Annotated in this window: 17 protein-coding genes; 11 read left to right on the top strand and 6 right to left on the bottom strand. The window is 59.9% G+C overall.

Annotated features, from left to right (window positions below; genetic code table 11):
• Positions 1-291 precede the first annotated feature (291 nt).
• The 6 genes from PTE30175_RS20450 to PTE30175_RS20425 all read left to right on the top strand — a co-directional run bounded on the left by PTE30175_RS20450 (position 292) and on the right by PTE30175_RS20425 (position 4,998).
• A complete protein-coding gene (locus PTE30175_RS20450; protein WP_150698909.1) occupies positions 292-1,167 on the top strand; it encodes a hypothetical protein in 876 nt (291 codons plus the stop codon).
• Between the two features lie 247 nt (positions 1,168-1,414).
• Positions 1,415-1,894 carry a GNAT family N-acetyltransferase gene (locus PTE30175_RS20445; RefSeq protein ID WP_150698908.1) on the top strand — a complete coding sequence of 160 codons (480 nt, stop codon included), beginning with the start codon at positions 1,415-1,417 and terminating at the stop codon, positions 1,892-1,894.
• A gap of 122 nt (positions 1,895-2,016) precedes the next feature.
• Positions 2,017-2,241: a hypothetical protein gene (locus tag PTE30175_RS20440; RefSeq protein WP_150698907.1), complete on the top strand. Its 225-nt coding sequence runs from the start codon at positions 2,017-2,019 to the stop codon at positions 2,239-2,241.
• 198 nt (positions 2,242-2,439) lie between these two features.
• A complete protein-coding gene (locus PTE30175_RS20435) occupies positions 2,440-3,144 on the top strand; it encodes a dienelactone hydrolase family protein (RefSeq protein WP_150698906.1) in 705 nt (234 codons plus the stop codon).
• 176 nt (positions 3,145-3,320) lie between these two features.
• On the top strand, positions 3,321-3,977 hold the full coding sequence (locus tag PTE30175_RS20430) for a methyltransferase family protein (RefSeq protein ID WP_150698905.1): 657 nt from the start codon (positions 3,321-3,323) through the stop codon (positions 3,975-3,977).
• 322 nt (positions 3,978-4,299) lie between these two features.
• Positions 4,300-4,998 carry an HAD-IA family hydrolase gene (locus PTE30175_RS20425; RefSeq protein WP_150698904.1) on the top strand — a complete coding sequence of 233 codons (699 nt, stop codon included), beginning with the start codon at positions 4,300-4,302 and terminating at the stop codon, positions 4,996-4,998.
• 130 nt (positions 4,999-5,128) lie between these two features.
• On the opposite strand, the gene PTE30175_RS20420 is transcribed toward PTE30175_RS20425, so the two are convergent.
• The gene (locus PTE30175_RS20420) at positions 5,129-6,610 is read right to left on the bottom strand and encodes a DUF1254 domain-containing protein (protein ID WP_191629154.1); all 1,482 of its coding nucleotides are present in this window, start codon (positions 6,608-6,610) and stop codon (positions 5,129-5,131) included.
• A gap of 61 nt (positions 6,611-6,671) precedes the next feature.
• A complete protein-coding gene (locus tag PTE30175_RS20415; protein WP_150698902.1) occupies positions 6,672-8,948 on the bottom strand; it encodes an arylsulfatase in 2,277 nt (758 codons plus the stop codon).
• Between the two features lie 257 nt (positions 8,949-9,205).
• Between PTE30175_RS20415 and PTE30175_RS20410 the strand changes: the two genes are divergently transcribed.
• Both PTE30175_RS20410 and PTE30175_RS20405 read left to right on the top strand, forming a co-directional pair.
• Entirely contained in the window at positions 9,206-9,877 is a 672-nt protein-coding gene (locus tag PTE30175_RS20410) for a TetR/AcrR family transcriptional regulator (protein ID WP_224788895.1), read from the top strand.
• Positions 9,878-9,927: 50 nt separating this feature from the next.
• Complete coding sequence (locus tag PTE30175_RS20405) at positions 9,928-11,043, top strand: formylglycine-generating enzyme family protein (RefSeq protein WP_150698900.1); 1,116 nt, start codon at positions 9,928-9,930, stop codon at positions 11,041-11,043.
• On the opposite strand, the gene PTE30175_RS20400 is transcribed toward PTE30175_RS20405, so the two are convergent.
• From PTE30175_RS20400 to PTE30175_RS20390, 3 genes are all read right to left on the bottom strand, one after another.
• The gene (locus tag PTE30175_RS20400) at positions 11,033-11,983 is read right to left on the bottom strand and encodes an SRPBCC family protein (protein WP_150698899.1); all 951 of its coding nucleotides are present in this window, start codon (positions 11,981-11,983) and stop codon (positions 11,033-11,035) included. The two genes, PTE30175_RS20405 and PTE30175_RS20400, sit on opposite strands and share 11 nt — an antisense overlap.
• A complete protein-coding gene (locus tag PTE30175_RS20395) occupies positions 11,967-12,323 on the bottom strand; it encodes an ArsR/SmtB family transcription factor (RefSeq protein WP_150698898.1) in 357 nt (118 codons plus the stop codon). The genes PTE30175_RS20400 and PTE30175_RS20395 overlap by 17 nt, the downstream gene beginning before the upstream one ends.
• A 62-nt stretch (positions 12,324-12,385) precedes the next feature.
• Complete coding sequence (locus PTE30175_RS20390; protein WP_150698897.1) at positions 12,386-12,634, bottom strand: hypothetical protein; 249 nt, start codon at positions 12,632-12,634, stop codon at positions 12,386-12,388.
• Between the two features lie 229 nt (positions 12,635-12,863).
• Between PTE30175_RS20390 and PTE30175_RS20380 the strand changes: the two genes are divergently transcribed.
• The 3 genes from PTE30175_RS20380 to PTE30175_RS20370 all read left to right on the top strand — a co-directional run bounded on the left by PTE30175_RS20380 (position 12,864) and on the right by PTE30175_RS20370 (position 14,208).
• A complete protein-coding gene (locus PTE30175_RS20380) occupies positions 12,864-13,172 on the top strand; it encodes a hypothetical protein (RefSeq protein WP_150698896.1) in 309 nt (102 codons plus the stop codon).
• Between the two features lie 9 nt (positions 13,173-13,181).
• Entirely contained in the window at positions 13,182-13,598 is a 417-nt protein-coding gene (locus PTE30175_RS20375) for a DUF1801 domain-containing protein (protein ID WP_150698895.1), read from the top strand.
• An 85-nt stretch (positions 13,599-13,683) separates the two neighbouring features.
• Positions 13,684-14,208 carry a GlcG/HbpS family heme-binding protein gene (locus tag PTE30175_RS20370; RefSeq protein ID WP_150698894.1) on the top strand — a complete coding sequence of 175 codons (525 nt, stop codon included), beginning with the start codon at positions 13,684-13,686 and terminating at the stop codon, positions 14,206-14,208.
• Between the two features lie 48 nt (positions 14,209-14,256).
• On the opposite strand, the gene PTE30175_RS20365 is transcribed toward PTE30175_RS20370, so the two are convergent.
• A complete protein-coding gene (locus PTE30175_RS20365) occupies positions 14,257-15,087 on the bottom strand; it encodes an SIR2 family NAD-dependent protein deacylase (RefSeq protein WP_150698893.1) in 831 nt (276 codons plus the stop codon).
• Positions 15,088-15,253: the final 166 nt, after the last annotated feature.

The following is a 15,253-nucleotide window of genomic DNA, read 5'->3' as shown; positions in this document are numbered from 1 at the left end:
CTGCCACCAGCCGAAACCTGCATCGTCAGCAGGCGGCCAAGCACCAATATGCGGATGAAAAGGACTCTGTATAACAGAGTGCATATGACGGTGCGGAACGAGCGTTGTGAAATCGCCCTGAAAGGCGCACGGCAACGTGCGACGCAGGGAAAACCCGATTCCCCATGTCACGGCTCGAACATATGGTTTATGCGAACCGCAACATAACCTTGCAAGTCTTGTCACCGGGCGTGCCTGGCGGTTATTTTGCATCCGGTCAGGATGTACTTTTTAAATAACCAGGGGACCTCAATGAAACATAAGCTTTTCCGTTCGCTCTCACGACTTTTACTCGGCACTGCAGCGCTTGGCTCGATGTGGACGACCCAGGCCCATGCTTTCGACTGGAGCGACACGTCAATCCACTATTGGTATGGTTCGACGTTCCGAGAGCCCGGTGTCACTGACTCGAATGGGAAGGCCTCTGACATCGGCAAGAACATTGTCACGTTCAACCATGTCGATGGTTATAAATACGGTACCAATTTCTTCAACATCGACGTGTTGATGTCAAACAGCAAGGATCCGTCCAACAACGGCACCTCGGGCGCTCAGGAAGTCTATGCGCTATATCGCCACAATCTCAGTCTCAATGCGGTGACCGGCACCAAGAACTTCGCTTTGGGTCCGCTTCGCGACATTTCGATCGAAGCCGGTTTCGACCTCAATACGAAGAACACCACCTTTGCACCGCGCAAACGTATGCTCGTGTTCGGCCCGAACTTTCAATTCGACGTGCCGGGTTTCTGGAACGTGGCGTTGCTGTACCACTACGAGAACAACTACAACGGGATCGTCGGACAATCAGTGCATTTCCGGGGCACCGGGATGCTGGAAAGCGCTTGGGCCATTCCGTTCAATCTCGGCGGAGTGCCTGTGAGCTTTGAAGGCTTCGCCGACGTGGTAGCCCCCAAGGGCAAGGATGGATTCGGCGAATCCACGAAGACGGAAATTCTGTTCCATCCCAAGCTGATGGTCGATGTGGGTAGTATGATCGGCATGAAGAAAAACGTGTTGCAGGCCGGCGTGGGTTGGGAATACTGGTACAACAAATTCGGTAATAACCATCACACGGTGCCCGGGGCGCTCGCGAACACCCTCTTCGTGGAGGCAGCCGTCCACTTCTGACGCACGCGATCTGATCCGCGCAGATTGAGGCGCGCCAGCATGAGTATCCTCAGATTGCTGGCAAAGCCCCCGACGCGGCGCGCTAGCGCCATCAGTGAACTGCTGCCACCGCAATGGCATCGGTTTTAGAGCCACGGCGAAGCACTGGGTGGCTCTTGTTTCCTCGATGTGTCGTTCTACAATCACCAGGGCAATGCAGTCTGTATGACGGGGTGAGGCCGATTCGCCAATTCGAAGGAGCGACAACGTGAGCGCAAACATTGAAACCGTGATTCGTCCGCTGCGCGCTGAGGATTACGCGGCATGGCTGCCGTTATGGCGCGGCTACCAGGCATTTTACGAAGTGGAGATTCCCGCTGCGGTGTCGGAGCTCACGTGGCGGCGGCTGATCGATCCGGCGGAGACCGTTGGCGGCGCTTTGGCTTGGCAGGGCGCGGATGCTGTCGGACTGGTGCATCACATTCAGCACCGCTCCTGTTGGACTGAGGGCGATTACTGTTATCTGCAGGATCTGTTTGTGAGCCCAAGCGTGCGCGGCGGTGGCGTGGGGCGAAAGCTCATTGAGCATGTGTACGAGACGGCGGCCCGAAATCAATGCTCGCGCGTGTATTGGCTCACGCATGAGACCAATACCAAAGCCATGTTGCTGTACGACAGGATTGCGGAGCGCTCTGGGTTCGTGCAATACCGGCACAAGCTTTCGACGGGGGCGATGCCGAGGGCGTGACGGCGATGGGCGCTGCCACGGTGGCTCACCCGGTGGCGGCAAGCGCACAAAGGTACAATACGGGTTGAGCCGGCGCGGTATCGTCCGCAGCCGCCATTCTGTTTTCAGCCATTCCCGTCAGCATGAGCAAACCCGCCCGCACCCTCACATTCAAGTGCAAGACGTGCACGAAGCCCGTCACGTTGTTTCTTCAGAAAGTCTCCGCATGCTCGCACATCACCCCGTACCAGGGCTGGTGCAAGTGCGGTCAATTGATGCGCCACGCCACCGGCGACAAGGAAGCTGTTGAATCCTTCGTCAGTTCAACCGACGGCAACTGGTCGCATCATCACCACCACCATCATTGAGCGGTTGTCGGCGCAGTCGCAACTTGTTCGGACGCTGCCGCGCCCTATCCAGCAGGAGACTTGGGTGTCTCTGCCGGCGTTCACAAAAGTGCCTATACTGGGCAGCTCGACGTTTTGAGTGCGTCGCCCGAAAGCCTAATTTGATATTGCCCACGCTTGGGCTGCGCGCATTTTCTACCATCAACGGAGCCAACTCCCATGTCGAACAGTCAATGGATCCCGGTAAAAACTGAAGATGGCGTTTTTGACGCGTATCTGGCGCTGCCGCCCACGGGCAAGACCACGCAAGCGCCCGGTATCGTGCTCGTGCAGGAAATCTTCGGCGTGAACGCGCATATTCGCGCGGTCGCCGACCAATACGCGGCCGACGGCTATGTCGTGATCGCGCCGGACATCTTCTGGCGTGCGGCGCCGCGCATCGAACTTGGCTACGCCGGCGACGACATGGCCCGCGGGATGGAGCTGCGCAAGACCGTCGATATCGAAAAGGCGGTGAAGGACATCGCCGCGGCCGTCGACGTGCTGCGCGGCAAACTCGACGCGGGGGCGAAAGTCGCCGCTGTCGGGTATTGCTTTGGCGGCCTGATGTCGTATCTGAGCGCCACGCGTGGCCTGGTGGACGCCGCAGTGCCGTACTACGGTGGCGGAATTCAGAACTATCTGAAGGAAGCGGCCAATCTGCGGGTGCCGGTCCAGTTCCATTTCGGCGGGCTCGACACGCATATTCCGGCGGAAGTTGTCGACGGTGTACGTACGGCGGTCGCCGGTCACGCGAACGCGGAAGTGTTCGTCTATCCGCAAGCCGACCACGGTTTCAATTGCTGGGCACGTGGCTCGTATCATCAGCCGTCGGCGGCGCTGGCCCATGGACGTGCGCTGGCTTTCCTGGCCGAGGCGCTGTAGGGCCGTAGCACTTGCAGACCGCAGTTCGGACCATCTCGTCAAGCGCGGGGCGTGATCTCGTCACCTCCTGCGCTTGACACATCTCAGGGAACCGGCGCTTGCGCCGCGTGCGCTTCTGTCGGGTTCAAGGGTCCTATACTGAGTCGAGAGAAGCGCATTCGACGGAGGTGACGGCGATGTCCAAAGTCCGAATCGTATTGATCTCGACGCTGGGCACGCTCGCCTATGTGTGGCTTGCTATCTTGGGTGCGGGTGGAATCAGCGCATTCTTCTCTCGTACATCCACTGTTGCCGCCACACTCGTGCTGATCGCATTGACGATTGCCGCGCTATTCACGGAGGGCAACCTCAGTTCGGGCGAGCGAGAGGATCGTAGCAACCGTTGGGTCCTGATTGTCTTCGGTGTCCTTGGCGTTCTATCGGCCTACATCCCCGCCTATACGGATCGCATCGGGTTCTGGGCATTCGGCGACGACGGCGTCCGCTGGATGGGTGTTGTTCTCCTCGCCGTTGGCGGAGTGCTACGCATCTGGCCTGTCTTTGTCCTCGGCAACCGCTTCAGCGGACTGGTTGCAATTCAACCGGGGCATACCCTCGTTACAGATGGCATCTATCGATACATCCGTAACCCGAGTTACCTGGGCTTGCTGGTCGGCGCGCTTGGCTGGGCGCTGGTCTTCCGCTCAGGCGCCGGGATACTGCTGGCGGCGTTGAACCTTCCCCCGTTGTTTGCCCGCATTCGTGCCGAGGAATCGCTATTGCGCTCCCAATTTGGTGATCAATACGACCAATACTGCGAGAAGACCTGGCGGCTGATTCCCGGCATTTACTAGCGTCTGACGACCGCCTCCACCGCCGACCGAGCGGGCTTTGCAATCGCGCGGGCCGGTTGTCGCGCCCACTCGCCCGGGGGGTGTGCGTTGGCGGCCATTTTTGCGGCAGGTCGACAGTCAAAACAAAATGCCGAATCGGGATTCAACAACAAAATTCTGTGCGGCGGTGGAGGGGCAGTTTGCTGCAAACGCATCCGACGGTCCCGTTAAGCTTACAACTGTTGCGCGCCCGATTGGCTTGACCGGTCCGGCCGTCGCTCGATGCGATTGTTGCGTCGGCAAGCCTTTGCGCGCCGTACAGACGGCCTCTTTGGAGTTTCACATGGCTTTGAAAGATTTCAAGGTAGTTACGTTCGACGTTGTCGGCACGCTGATTGATTTCGAAGGCGGAATGCTGGCTTATCTGCGCCGCGCGGTTCCCGACAGTACGGTGACGGATGAAGCGTTTCTCGCTGCCTATCGCGCTGCGCGCGCCGACGGCAACACCGGTGCGTATCCCGACGATCTGGAGCGTTGCTGGCATGTGATCGCGCCGAGTTTGGCGCTACCGGATTCCGACGCGCTCGCGAAAGGGTTGCGTGATTCGGTGGCCGCCTGGCCCGCGTTCCCGGATTCGGTGGAGGCATTGCAGCGTTTGCGAAAGCATTTCAAGCTGGTCACGATGACCAATGCCCAAACGTGGGCGTTGAAGCAATTTTCCGAGACGCTCGGCGAACCCTTCGACATGCTGTTGAGCTGTGACGATGCGCTTTGCGAGAAGCCTGATCCGCAATATTTCGCCTATGCGCGTGGCCGTTATGAAGGCGTGTGGGGTTTCACGCAGGCCGACAATCTGCACGTGGCGCAAAGCCAGTACCACGATATCGGCGTGTCGAAACGCCTTGGCATCACCACTTGCTGGATCGAGCGCCGGCACGGCAAGGCGAGTTCGGGCGGCACCATCGAGTCAGCGCACACCGTGCCCGATTATCACTTCCACACGCTGGCGCAACTGGCCGATGCGGTGGAAGCGGGCCGCTGAGTCCGTCTGCAACGGCAGGGCCTTTCCCTTGCGGGGAATTTATCGTCGCGATCATCGGATCGTTGGGCTGGCCGGCAGCCGCTGCTGCCACCTTGAATTAGTAGGCGGAATACATCGTTCGCTTGTGACGTTATCGAACAATTTCTGTGACGTCGCCCAGCTGCCACTTCCCTGTGTAGAACGCTTCCGTAGGTGAATAAAGCCGGAATAACAGGAAGAACCCATTGCCCGGCACTGTCTTGATCCAGTTTGACTGCATGCCTTCAGGGGCTTTGGGGCCGAAGTACAGATCCGTCGAGCCATCCGGATTGTGCTTTAGCGCCTTGAGCGAAGACAGTGAGGGGCGCCGTTGCTCCGTATTGATGAAACTGAAATTCTCGGCGTCATATGCGGAAGCGGACCAGTAATCGAGCACGGGCGCGTTAGCGGGGACATGCAGCCGGTAGGTCCGAGCGCCGTCCAGGAATGCCCCGCGCGCATCCCGGTAAGTCGTCGCATACGCGGCCCCTTTGCCAACGATCGGCTTTGCGTCAGGGTTAAGAAACTTGTGCATGGCGAACCCGAAACGGAACAGCGCGGCACGCTCGTCGACATCGGTCAATGGCCCGCGTTCTTGCGTATAACTGATCAAACCTGTCGGCAAGCGCCATTGGGTTCCCTTGAACATCACACGGCGGGGCCTGCGTGGATTGAACTCGAGGTTGGCCACCATCATTCGCCCGGTCTCGGAAGCGCGCTGCAAAATCGCGCGCAACCTCGCGTCCGGTGCAAACGGCTTTCCGCGCTCAATGCCCAACGTCGCTAGCATCCCCAGCATCATGCGGTCGCGCTCCTCGCCGGGCTCCGCATGGATCCGTTCGGCCAGCAGCGTGAAGTAGTCAAGTCCCTTCGGTGTGACGCCGTCATAGTCGGCGGATCCCATGCGGCGCATTTGCAGCGGAGGCGGTGCTGATCGCGAAGCGTAGGGATAAAGATTCGCGTGAGTCAGCTGCTCGGCGGCGCTTTCCACCGAATCGCCAGGCCCACGCACCGCCCGCAGGAACAGCACGCCGCGATTCGTCGGTGACTGACGCACGATGTACCCCTGCTCGGGCAAGTCGCCCCGATATCCCGGCGGCACGATCACATACTTGCCGCCTTTGCCTTCATCAGGGCCAATCCTGCCAACATCTTCGATCGGCCGCTGCCACGCGTCGAGCACCACGCCGTACTGGTTCCCTTGCGGGATCTCAATCACCAGCGGACCGCTGTCCTGCAGGTTGAAGTAGCTGAACGAATAGACGACATCGTCATTGCCCGTCTGCAACGTCTGATTGACTTGCTCCAGCTTGTCGAACACGAACAATTCCATCGGGCGGATGCCGATGCGTCGTGCCCCTTCGGCCATTGCGCCAAGACCCACCAGCGGCTGCGCCCAGATATACGCCTGCACTGCGCGTTGATAGTCCAGTTCGTCGTAGAGTTGTTGCGACGTGTTCGCGCTGGGGTAATGGGCAGCGTCAAACGCGAGTTTGCCCTTTTGCGCCGACGCACCGGAATCGGCGGCAATCGCCATTCCGGTGGTCAGCAACAGCGCCGCGACAACAACGCTCCGCAGACAGGTCGACTTCAACGGCACCTCCGTCAAGTGATGTGCAAAAGCCCGCCGATGGCGCACTGAATTCACCTCCGCCTTACCGCAGATCGATCGTGACATCGTTGATATGCCCCCCGGTAAAGGCGTAGCCAGGTGCAGACCCTTCGGGATAGTCGCCTGCGGGAGAGCCGTGGTCGATGCCGACGTCAAACGTCTCATCGATCGAGTAGAAAGCCGGCGGACTCGCGGGCAGATGGTCCTTGCCGACCGGTTTGCCGTCCGCGATCAAGCTGATGGCCGCGCCCTTCGCATAGCCACCGCCGTCATAGTCGAAGTCGAAACGAAGCTGGTGCTGGCCAGGCTGAAGCGGCGCAGGTCCGCGGAACGTCACCGTCTTCAGGTTGAATAGCCGATACGTAAACACCGGATGCCGTTCGGCGTCGAGATACAGCGACCATCCGGCACCGCTGCCGCCCAGCGTCGCAATCACACCGCGCGCATCCGGGCCGATATCGACGTTGCCGGTCACGCTCCACGACCGGTTGTACGTCTTGGGCAGTGCCGTCTCGGGAATGCCGACAGCACCTTCGTGGAAGGTCATGCGGGTGCGGCCCGCGTCGATTGAAGGAATCCCCTTCGAACTGTTGGCCACCATGTTCTGGAGCGGGAGCACTTGATTGCGCGCCGCTTCGCTCATGAACAACTTCTTCAACGCAGCGAGTCGCGCCGGCTCGCGCTGCGCAAGGTCGTTCCCCTGCGAGAAGTCATTTCTCAGGTCATAGAGTTCCCATTGATCGTCCTCGAACTTCTTGTTTGAGTAATCGAAGCCAGTCCACGGGAGCCTGCTGTGAAAGGCCGACGCCATCCAGCCGTCGTGGTAGATCGCGCGGTGCCCGAAAACCTCGAAATACTGTGTAGTGTGACGCTCGGGCGCCTTCGCATCGGCAAAGCTGTAGAGCATGCTGGAACCATCCATCGGCTTCTGGGCGATGCCGTTGACCGTCGTCGGCGCCTTGATATGCGCAGCCTCCAGGATGGTCGGGACAACATCGTCAACATGGCTGAACTGGCTGCGCAAGCCCCCGCGATCCGTGATCCCCTTCGGCCACGAAACCACCATCGCATTTCGCGTGCCGCCGAGATGCGAAGCGACCGTTTTCGTCCACTTGAACGGTGTGTCCAGTGCCCACGCCCAGCCGGCCGGATAGTGCGCATACGTTCCAGGTGCGCCAAGCTTGTCGAGCCTGGCGAGCTTCGAAGCATCGCTCTCCGGCAAGCCTTGGAGTTGGCCGAAATAATTCGCGCTGCCAAGCAAACCGCCCTCGGCGCTGGCGCCATTGTCGCCAACGATGTAGAAGAACATCGTGTTGTCGAATTGGCCGTTGGCCTTGAGCGCGTCGATCAGTTTGCCGACTTGGGCGTCGGTATGCGCCAGGAAGCCGGCATAAACCTCCATCAATCGCGAGGCAATGCGCTTCTGATCCGGGGTCAGCGAGTCCCATGCCGGCATGCGCGGATCACGCGGGGTGAGCGTCGTCCCCGCCGGAATGACGCCAAGCCGCTTCTGCCGCTCGAAAGTCTCCTCGCGAAGCTTGTCCCAACCTTGGTCAAACTTGCCGCGATATTTGTCGATCCATTCCTTCGGCGCCTGGAGTGGGGCATGCGTCGCTCCCGGCGCGAAATACATAAACACCGGCTTGTTCGGCGTCACCGAGTGCTGAAGACTTAACCATTGGGTCGCGCGGGTGGCGAGGTCTTCGCTCAGATGATAGTTGCGGCCCGGTGGGCGCATGATCGGCGTCGTACCGTCGTACAGCGACGGGTCGTACTGATCGGTTTCTCCGCCGAGGAAGCCGTAGAAGCGTTCGAAGCCCTCGCCGGTCGGCCAGCGATCAAAGGGCCCGCTCGGCGACACTTCCCAGTCCGGGGCCTGATGCCATTTGCCGAAGGCCGCGGTGTTGTAGCCGTGCTGACGCAAAATCTCGGCGATGGTCGCGGTGTCCTTGGTATGGAAGCCGCTGTACCCCGGACGATCATCGATCGTGTTCTCCACCGCACCGATTCCGACCGCATGCGCATTGCGGCCGGTCAGCAGCGACGCGCGCGTCGGCGAACAAATCGCAGTCGTGTGAAAACTGTTGTAACGCAGGCCTTCGTGCGCGAGCGATTCAAGCACCGGCGTCTGGACCGGCCCGCCGAACGTCGACGATGCGCCGAATCCGACATCGTCAAGCAACACGATCACCACATTGGGCGCGCCTGCAGGCGCGTTGACATGATACGCGGGGAGAGGCGCGGACTTGGCTTGCTGTGCGGAAACGGACGCCGCAAACAGCCCAAGACATAAGGCAAACCACTGACGGGAACAACGCATCAAGCATCTCCAAATTTATTCTTGTGGTGAAAAACGTGCGCCGTTCGCGCTACGTCTTGCCTGCACGGGAATTTGTTGTATCATTCGTTTGAATCAAATGATCTAATGGAATTTAGCCAGTATCTTGGAGCGCCGTCAAGTGGGGGCTTGTCTGGACCCTCGTTACAATACGTCGCGGCGCTTGCAGTCAGCAGGCGCGCAGTGACCCATGGCGCCGCTAACAGGCTGTGGCGCCTCAGAGATCGAATTCAACGTTGATGAAATCATCCATAGTCAAAGGCGAGGCAAGGGAACGCATTCTGCTGGCCGCTGAAGAATTGATTGCCAAGCACGGCGTCGATGGCGTATCGGCCCGCAGCATCAATGCTGCGGCCGGCGTCAGTGCAGGTATCCTCCACTATCACTTCGGCACGCTGGAAAACGTGCTGAACGCGCTGCTGGAGCGCCACATGGCGCCGTTGATGTCGGAGCGCCTTGTGATGTACGACGCGCTCCTGTCCATGCCTGAAGTCACGGCTCGCGGCGTCGTGGAGTTGCTCACCTTGCCGCTCGCAAGAAAAGTCATCGAGCAGGGCGAGGCGGGGGCGCGCTACGTCCGGTTCATGGCGCGCCTCAACTCCGACCGCGCCCCGGAAACCAGAAGGATTTTCGCCGAATCGTTCGGGGAGGGTGGGGCACGACTGATTGAAGTCCTTCACAGCGCGTTGCCCGCGATCCCGAAAGAGATCCTCAGACCCAGGCTAATTTTTTGCTCTCACGCGATGGTGCATAGCCTTGCCGAACTGGCAAGCACCGCCTTGCCTTCAATCCTTCCCGATCACCATCAGCGACAACAGTACCTGTGGAGCCAGGTTGAGGTGCTGATCGAGTTCCTGTGCGGCGGGTTGGCTGCGCCGACCCACATCGCTGTTCCGTCATCCTTGTCCTGACCGTCATCATGTCCGCCAAAACCCGTTCTCGCGAGCCACGCCAAGTTCTCATGCCTCGGCGTCGATTTCTATGGGTCGCCGCTTCGACGGCGGTCGTCGCCGGCGGCGCCGGCTTGGGTGTTGCCCTTTCGCGTATGCGGGCCGCTCGTGACGCGAAGGCGCCGGTTGTGGCCATCGCAGGGGATGGCAAGCGCGGCCCGATCAACATGATGTGGATACCGGGCGGCGAGTTCATGATGGGCAGCGAGAGCAAGCTTGCCCAACCCAACGAGCAACCGGCCCATCCGGTACGTGTGCATGGATTCTGGATGGATCGGCACCATGTCACGAATGCAGAATTCCGCCGCTTTGTGGAGGCAACCGGCTACGTGACTGTCGCCGAGCGCAAACCCGAATGGGAGACGCTGCGCGTGCAACTGCCGCCCGGCACGCCACGGCCGGCAGATGCCGATCTGGTCCCTGGCGCGCTTGTCTTTGTCGGCACCCAGCGACCCGTCAACCTGCAGGATTATTCGCAATGGTGGCGCTTTGTGCCCGGCGCGAACTGGCGCCGGCCTCACGGTCCTGGCACGTCAAGTGAAGGGCTCGACGACCATCCCGTCGTGCAGGTGGCGTACGACGATGTCCTGGCGTACGCAAAGTGGGCAAACAAGCGCTTGCCGACCGAGGCCGAATGGGAGTTCGCCGCGCGCGGCGGCCTGACGCAAGCGACGTACGCATGGGGCGACGATTTCGCCCCGGATGGCAAGCAGATGGCGAACGTTTGGGAGGGCCGGCAGCAGCAACCTTTCCCCGTCGTCAGCCCCAAGGCGGGCGGCGCTATCGGAACGAGTCCCGTCGGCACGTTCCCGGCGAACGCCTATGGTTTATCCGACATGACGGGCAACGCATGGCAATGGGTTGCGGACTGGTACCGGTCGGATGCATTCGGGCGCTTGGGTTCCGGCGTGCCCGTTGACCCCAGGGGGCCGTCGGAAAGCTTTGACCCGGACGAGCCAGGTGTGCCCACCGACGCGCCGAAGCGCGTCATTCGCGGCGGGTCGTTTCTGTGCAACGAGACTTACTGCCTGAGCTACCGCCCAAGCGCGAGACGCGGGTCCGACCCCTATACCGGCATGTCGCACTTGGGCTTTCGGCTGGTGTCCGACGCGCCGCCTATTGCTTGAGCGATTCGCCCAACTGGTCGAGCAGGAAGCCGGTGCCGAGTTCACGCGAGCCGGCGTCGTCGTAGCCATCAAGAAAGGCGCCTTGCTCGGTCACGACCAAACGGGTGCGGTTGCCGACGGGGGTGATTTCGACCGTCGCCAGCGATGCCGAAATCTTGCGCTCGTTCAATTGCATCTCATAGGCGTAGACGATTCGCTCGTCCGGCAAGACGTCGAGATAAACTGCGTCGAAGGTCGACACCAGGCCGTTTGCCCAACGTCCTTGAAGGTGCTCGCGACCGCCCGGGCGCACATCCATCGTGCGCGAGACGACCGTATAGTTGTCGCCGCCGGCGAACCACTTTGCCTTCGCTTTCGGTTCGGTGAACGCCCTGAAGACCAGCCACTGCGGCGCCTCATAAGTGCGCTCGATCGTGAAGGTCGCGTGCGTGACAAACCGGCCGGCAGGTTCTTCCGCGTCCATGCGCGCGACTTCTTGCGCGAGCCGGTCCAATGTCTGTTGCCAGCCGTGGAATGCGCCCTTGGTCATCCACGCATTCCCCGGGTCGGACAGCGTATAGCTTTGTGTCACCTCCAACCGCGTGCCTTCGCCCTCGTCAGTGAAAGTCGCGATCGTGTGGGCGCGGAACAGAGACGTGCCGTCCGCATCGCTCACGTCCGTTTCGATCACCAGCCGCGCGTCCGGCACGATTTCAACAAACGTGCCGCGTGACCAGTAGCGTTTGCCGTCGGCCGAGCGCATGCAGACGTTGAACGCACCGCCAACGCGAAACTCGACTTCGGCCTCCGGCACGCTGTAGCCCGCAGGACGAAACCAGTGCTGCAGGTGCTCTGCGGCGGTCCATGCTCTGAACACCAGATCGCGATCGGCCGGGAATACGCGGGACACCACCATCGGTTGCGACGGTGTGTCTTGCGGATTGTCATTCGGTGTCGTCATGACAGGCTCCTTCTCGTTCCATGGTTGCCAGGTATTCGCCGAGACGATCGAGATTGCCTTCCCATTCGTTACGGCGCTGATTGATCCACTGTTCCGCGATGCTCAGCGCCCGCGGCTCAATGCGGCAGGTGCGCGTGCGGCCGACCTTCTCCGAATGTACAAGGCCCGAGGATTCAAGAACGGCCAAGTGCTGCATCACCGCCTGGAGAGACATCGCCAACGGCCTCGCCAAGTCGGTGACCGAAGCCGGTCCACGGGTCAATTGCATCAGCATCGCGCGCCGGGTTGCGTCGGCGAGCGCCTGAAAGGTCAGATCGAGTGATATGGATTGGTCAAGCATGTACTTGAGTATAGTTCGTCGAATTACTAAAGCAAGTTATTTAGTAATTGGGTCGAGTCAGTTCACCCAAACGCACCCTGCGTCAGGTCCTTCTCAAATTCGACGGTCCAGGCGGTGCCATGTCCGATTCGGTATCCCCTTTCCTTGAGTGTCGACATACGAACGATGGTGACATGGCCCTGGATAGGGTAGACCTCGTCCACGACATCGGTGGTGTTGGTTTCTTGAAGCAGGAAGTCGGCCTCGGCAAGCTGGTGGCGGTGCAAGATGGCAACGAAATCCGCCTTTTCATCCGGCGCGATCACTGACATTTGGTGTCCCTCCAAATCGAACGCTTGACGTTTCCAAGTTAGCACAAACGCTAGCGCGGTGGCGGTGAGGCGCGCTTTCTCGTGGGACGCCATGAATATGTCTTGACGGGAATATACTCCGACAGGTATGGCTCGCGCCGTTCCGCCGATTCTGGTCGGTCCACATTGATGCACTCGAACGCCACCTGGATCAGATGAATCCTGAACCACGCCAAAAGGGTAAGAAACGATGAGCAATCGCGACGAATACATGCCGGGCCCCGCCACGGGCGCCGAGGTTCGACAGGATGCGGACCGAAGCCTCGCGTCTGTCGGCCCCGTCAAGCTTTCGACGGTCGGTACTCCGACGGCGCACATTTCGGAAACGCGGGTAACACGCGCCGACGCGCCGAACCTCCTCGATCGATTCCTCGCCGGCGAACCTCTCGGGCGCATCGTTGCTGGCGAAGCGATGAGATTCGGTTGGCCGCGCTTGAACACCGAGTATGCGAAGCGATTCGGTATCGAGCCCCACAGCGCGGCGAACGCGAAGAGCTAGGAGAAAAACATGAAAAAGTCGGATTCGATCGCGGGCCAGCCGGCATCTGAGCTGATTGACAAAAGAATCGCCGAGCTTGGGGACTGGCGTGGGGAGACCTTGCGCAGGATGCGCGAGCTCATCAAAGAGGTAGACCCGGACGTGGTGGAGGAGTGGAAGTGGATGGGCACTCCTGTATGGTCGCACGACGGGATCATCTGCACCGGCGAGTCCTACAAGTTGATAGTGAAGTTGACCTTCGCCAAGGGGGCTTCGTTGGAGGACCCGGCCAAGCTCTTCAACTCGAGCCTCGACGGGAATGTAAGGCGCGCGATTGACATCCATGAGGGCGAGGAGATCGAGGCAGGCGCGTTCAAGGCGCTCATCCGTGCCGCGATCGCTCTCAATACATCCGCCGGAAAGACAAGGGCAAGGCGAGCGAAGTAGGCTACGGGATATAGCCACGTGTCTTGCTGTAGTGGATCAATGGATCCCCGACACGGCGCTACGTTTTTCAACAGGAGATGGTGCGATGCAAAATCTTGTCCAGATGGCATGCGCAGCCTGTCTTGTCGTGGCGACCGCTGCGACGGCGCAAACCCCAGCCTCACAACCGTCCGCGGGTCGAACGCACGACAAGGTACCGTACGACATTCCCTACGGCACTGCAATTGGTTTGGACACCGCGAAGAGGCTGCTCGCAATTGCAGAAGCCGAAGCGAAGAAGCACGACTGGAAAATGACCATTGCTGTTGTTGACACGCATGGCGAACTCATCGCGTTCGAACGAATGGACGACTCACAGTATGCGTCGATTGCGATTTCGCAGAACAAAGCGCGCACGTCTGCACGATTTCGCCGCGAAACTAGGGTCTTCTACAATCAGTTCGAGTCCGGGCATACAGCCGTGAGCACGCTAGACGAGGGACTGGTCGCGGCGCCGGGAGGATTTCCGCTCGTGGAAGGAGGAAAGGTTGTCGGGGCTATCGGCTGTAGCGGTGGCTCAGGCGAACAGGACGCTTCCGTGTGCAAGGCTGCCGCGGATACGATCAAATAGTGCGGCATCACTGTCGGCCGCAGCCGACTGAGACGAGACATACAGACGTTATCCGCCAAGTTTCTTGATCATGACATCCAACGCGTCGAGGACGCCCAGTGCCGGCCCTTGCAAGCCGATACCCTTCGTTGGATCAATGGCATATTCATCCGGGTTGATGCGAATGACGCGTGGCCCGTTTCTCTCGCTCATGTTCCGAACGGTTGGAATTGCCCGGCCCGCACCGACTTCAACGACGACTCCTCGTTCCACGCTCAACTGCCACGCTTCGATCCTCATCCGCTGACGCTTCACCCGAGTTTCGATCCAGTTCGAGTCATCGAACATCAGGATATTGGGTCTCGCCACGCTGCCGCACTTCGGGCAACGCGGAAGCGGCGACGTCAACAGGCATTGCCCGTCGTCCACCTGTGGACATAATTCGTTTGCCGACCATACATCGTGCGAACAGGCTCGGGAGCATTGCAGGAAGTGAATTGAACCGTGGCATTCGAGGACGCGGTTCTCGACAAAGCCCGCCTTCTGAAAATGTCCGTCCACGTTGCTGGTGAACACGAAGGCGCCGCGTTCTTTCATGGATGCCCAACGCCGAAGGATTTCATACCCCTCGTGTGGAACGGTCTGGCGGTAGAGATTGAGCCTGTGCCCATAGAATCCCCATGCGCGTACCGGATGATTGAGGAACGTCTCACCGTTGGCGATATCCTGAAAGCCGATACCTTCGACCTGTAACGCAGGATACGCGCGCCAGAAGCCATGTTCTCCACGGAAGTCCGGCAGTCCGGAATCGATGCCCATGCCTGCGCCAGCCGTTATCAAAATGCCGTCGGCGTTTCGCAGCCATTCAGCTGCAATTTCCAGTCGGGATTGCTGGTCCATGATAAGGGTCATTTCATTCGCGGTTGAGTCGGCATAGCGTTTTGAACAGTGTCGCATTTGCCACACGACACGCGTATTTTCGCTGCGCAGTTAGACAATTCCTGTCCAACGATGCTGACTACAATGGGCAGGCATTCGAGAGTCCCATGAGATGGTTATTGCAATC

Origin of the sequence: Pandoraea terrae, assembly GCF_902459695.1 — a bacterium.
GTDB lineage: Bacteria > Pseudomonadota > Gammaproteobacteria > Burkholderiales > Burkholderiaceae > Pandoraea > Pandoraea terrae.
This window is presented reverse-complemented; position numbering and strand designations above follow the sequence as displayed.

Excerpts from the sequence above, each read along its gene's own strand:
- PTE30175_RS20450 (WP_150698909.1), top strand. The coding sequence starts at position 292 with ATGAAACATAAGCTTTTCCGTTCGCTCTCACGACTTTTACTCGGCACT.
- PTE30175_RS20440 (WP_150698907.1), top strand. The coding sequence starts at position 2,017 with ATGAGCAAACCCGCCCGCACCCTCACATTCAAGTGCAAGACGTGCACG.
- PTE30175_RS20435 (WP_150698906.1), top strand. The coding sequence starts at position 2,440 with ATGTCGAACAGTCAATGGATCCCGGTAAAAACTGAAGATGGCGTTTTT.
- PTE30175_RS20430 (WP_150698905.1), top strand. The coding sequence starts at position 3,321 with ATGTCCAAAGTCCGAATCGTATTGATCTCGACGCTGGGCACGCTCGCC.
- PTE30175_RS20425 (WP_150698904.1), top strand. The coding sequence starts at position 4,300 with ATGGCTTTGAAAGATTTCAAGGTAGTTACGTTCGACGTTGTCGGCACG.
- PTE30175_RS20415 (WP_150698902.1), bottom strand. The coding sequence starts at position 8,948 with ATGCGTTGTTCCCGTCAGTGGTTTGCCTTATGTCTTGGGCTGTTTGCG.
- PTE30175_RS20410 (WP_224788895.1), top strand. The coding sequence starts at position 9,206 with ATGAAATCATCCATAGTCAAAGGCGAGGCAAGGGAACGCATTCTGCTG.
- PTE30175_RS20405 (WP_150698900.1), top strand. The coding sequence starts at position 9,928 with ATGCCTCGGCGTCGATTTCTATGGGTCGCCGCTTCGACGGCGGTCGTC.
- PTE30175_RS20400 (WP_150698899.1), bottom strand. The coding sequence starts at position 11,983 with ATGACGACACCGAATGACAATCCGCAAGACACACCGTCGCAACCGATG.
- PTE30175_RS20395 (WP_150698898.1), bottom strand. The coding sequence starts at position 12,323 with ATGCTTGACCAATCCATATCACTCGATCTGACCTTTCAGGCGCTCGCC.
- PTE30175_RS20390 (WP_150698897.1), bottom strand. The coding sequence starts at position 12,634 with ATGTCAGTGATCGCGCCGGATGAAAAGGCGGATTTCGTTGCCATCTTG.
- PTE30175_RS20380 (WP_150698896.1), top strand. The coding sequence starts at position 12,864 with ATGAGCAATCGCGACGAATACATGCCGGGCCCCGCCACGGGCGCCGAG.
- PTE30175_RS20375 (WP_150698895.1), top strand. The coding sequence starts at position 13,182 with ATGAAAAAGTCGGATTCGATCGCGGGCCAGCCGGCATCTGAGCTGATT.
- PTE30175_RS20370 (WP_150698894.1), top strand. The coding sequence starts at position 13,684 with ATGCAAAATCTTGTCCAGATGGCATGCGCAGCCTGTCTTGTCGTGGCG.
- PTE30175_RS20365 (WP_150698893.1), bottom strand. The coding sequence starts at position 15,087 with ATGGACCAGCAATCCCGACTGGAAATTGCAGCTGAATGGCTGCGAAAC.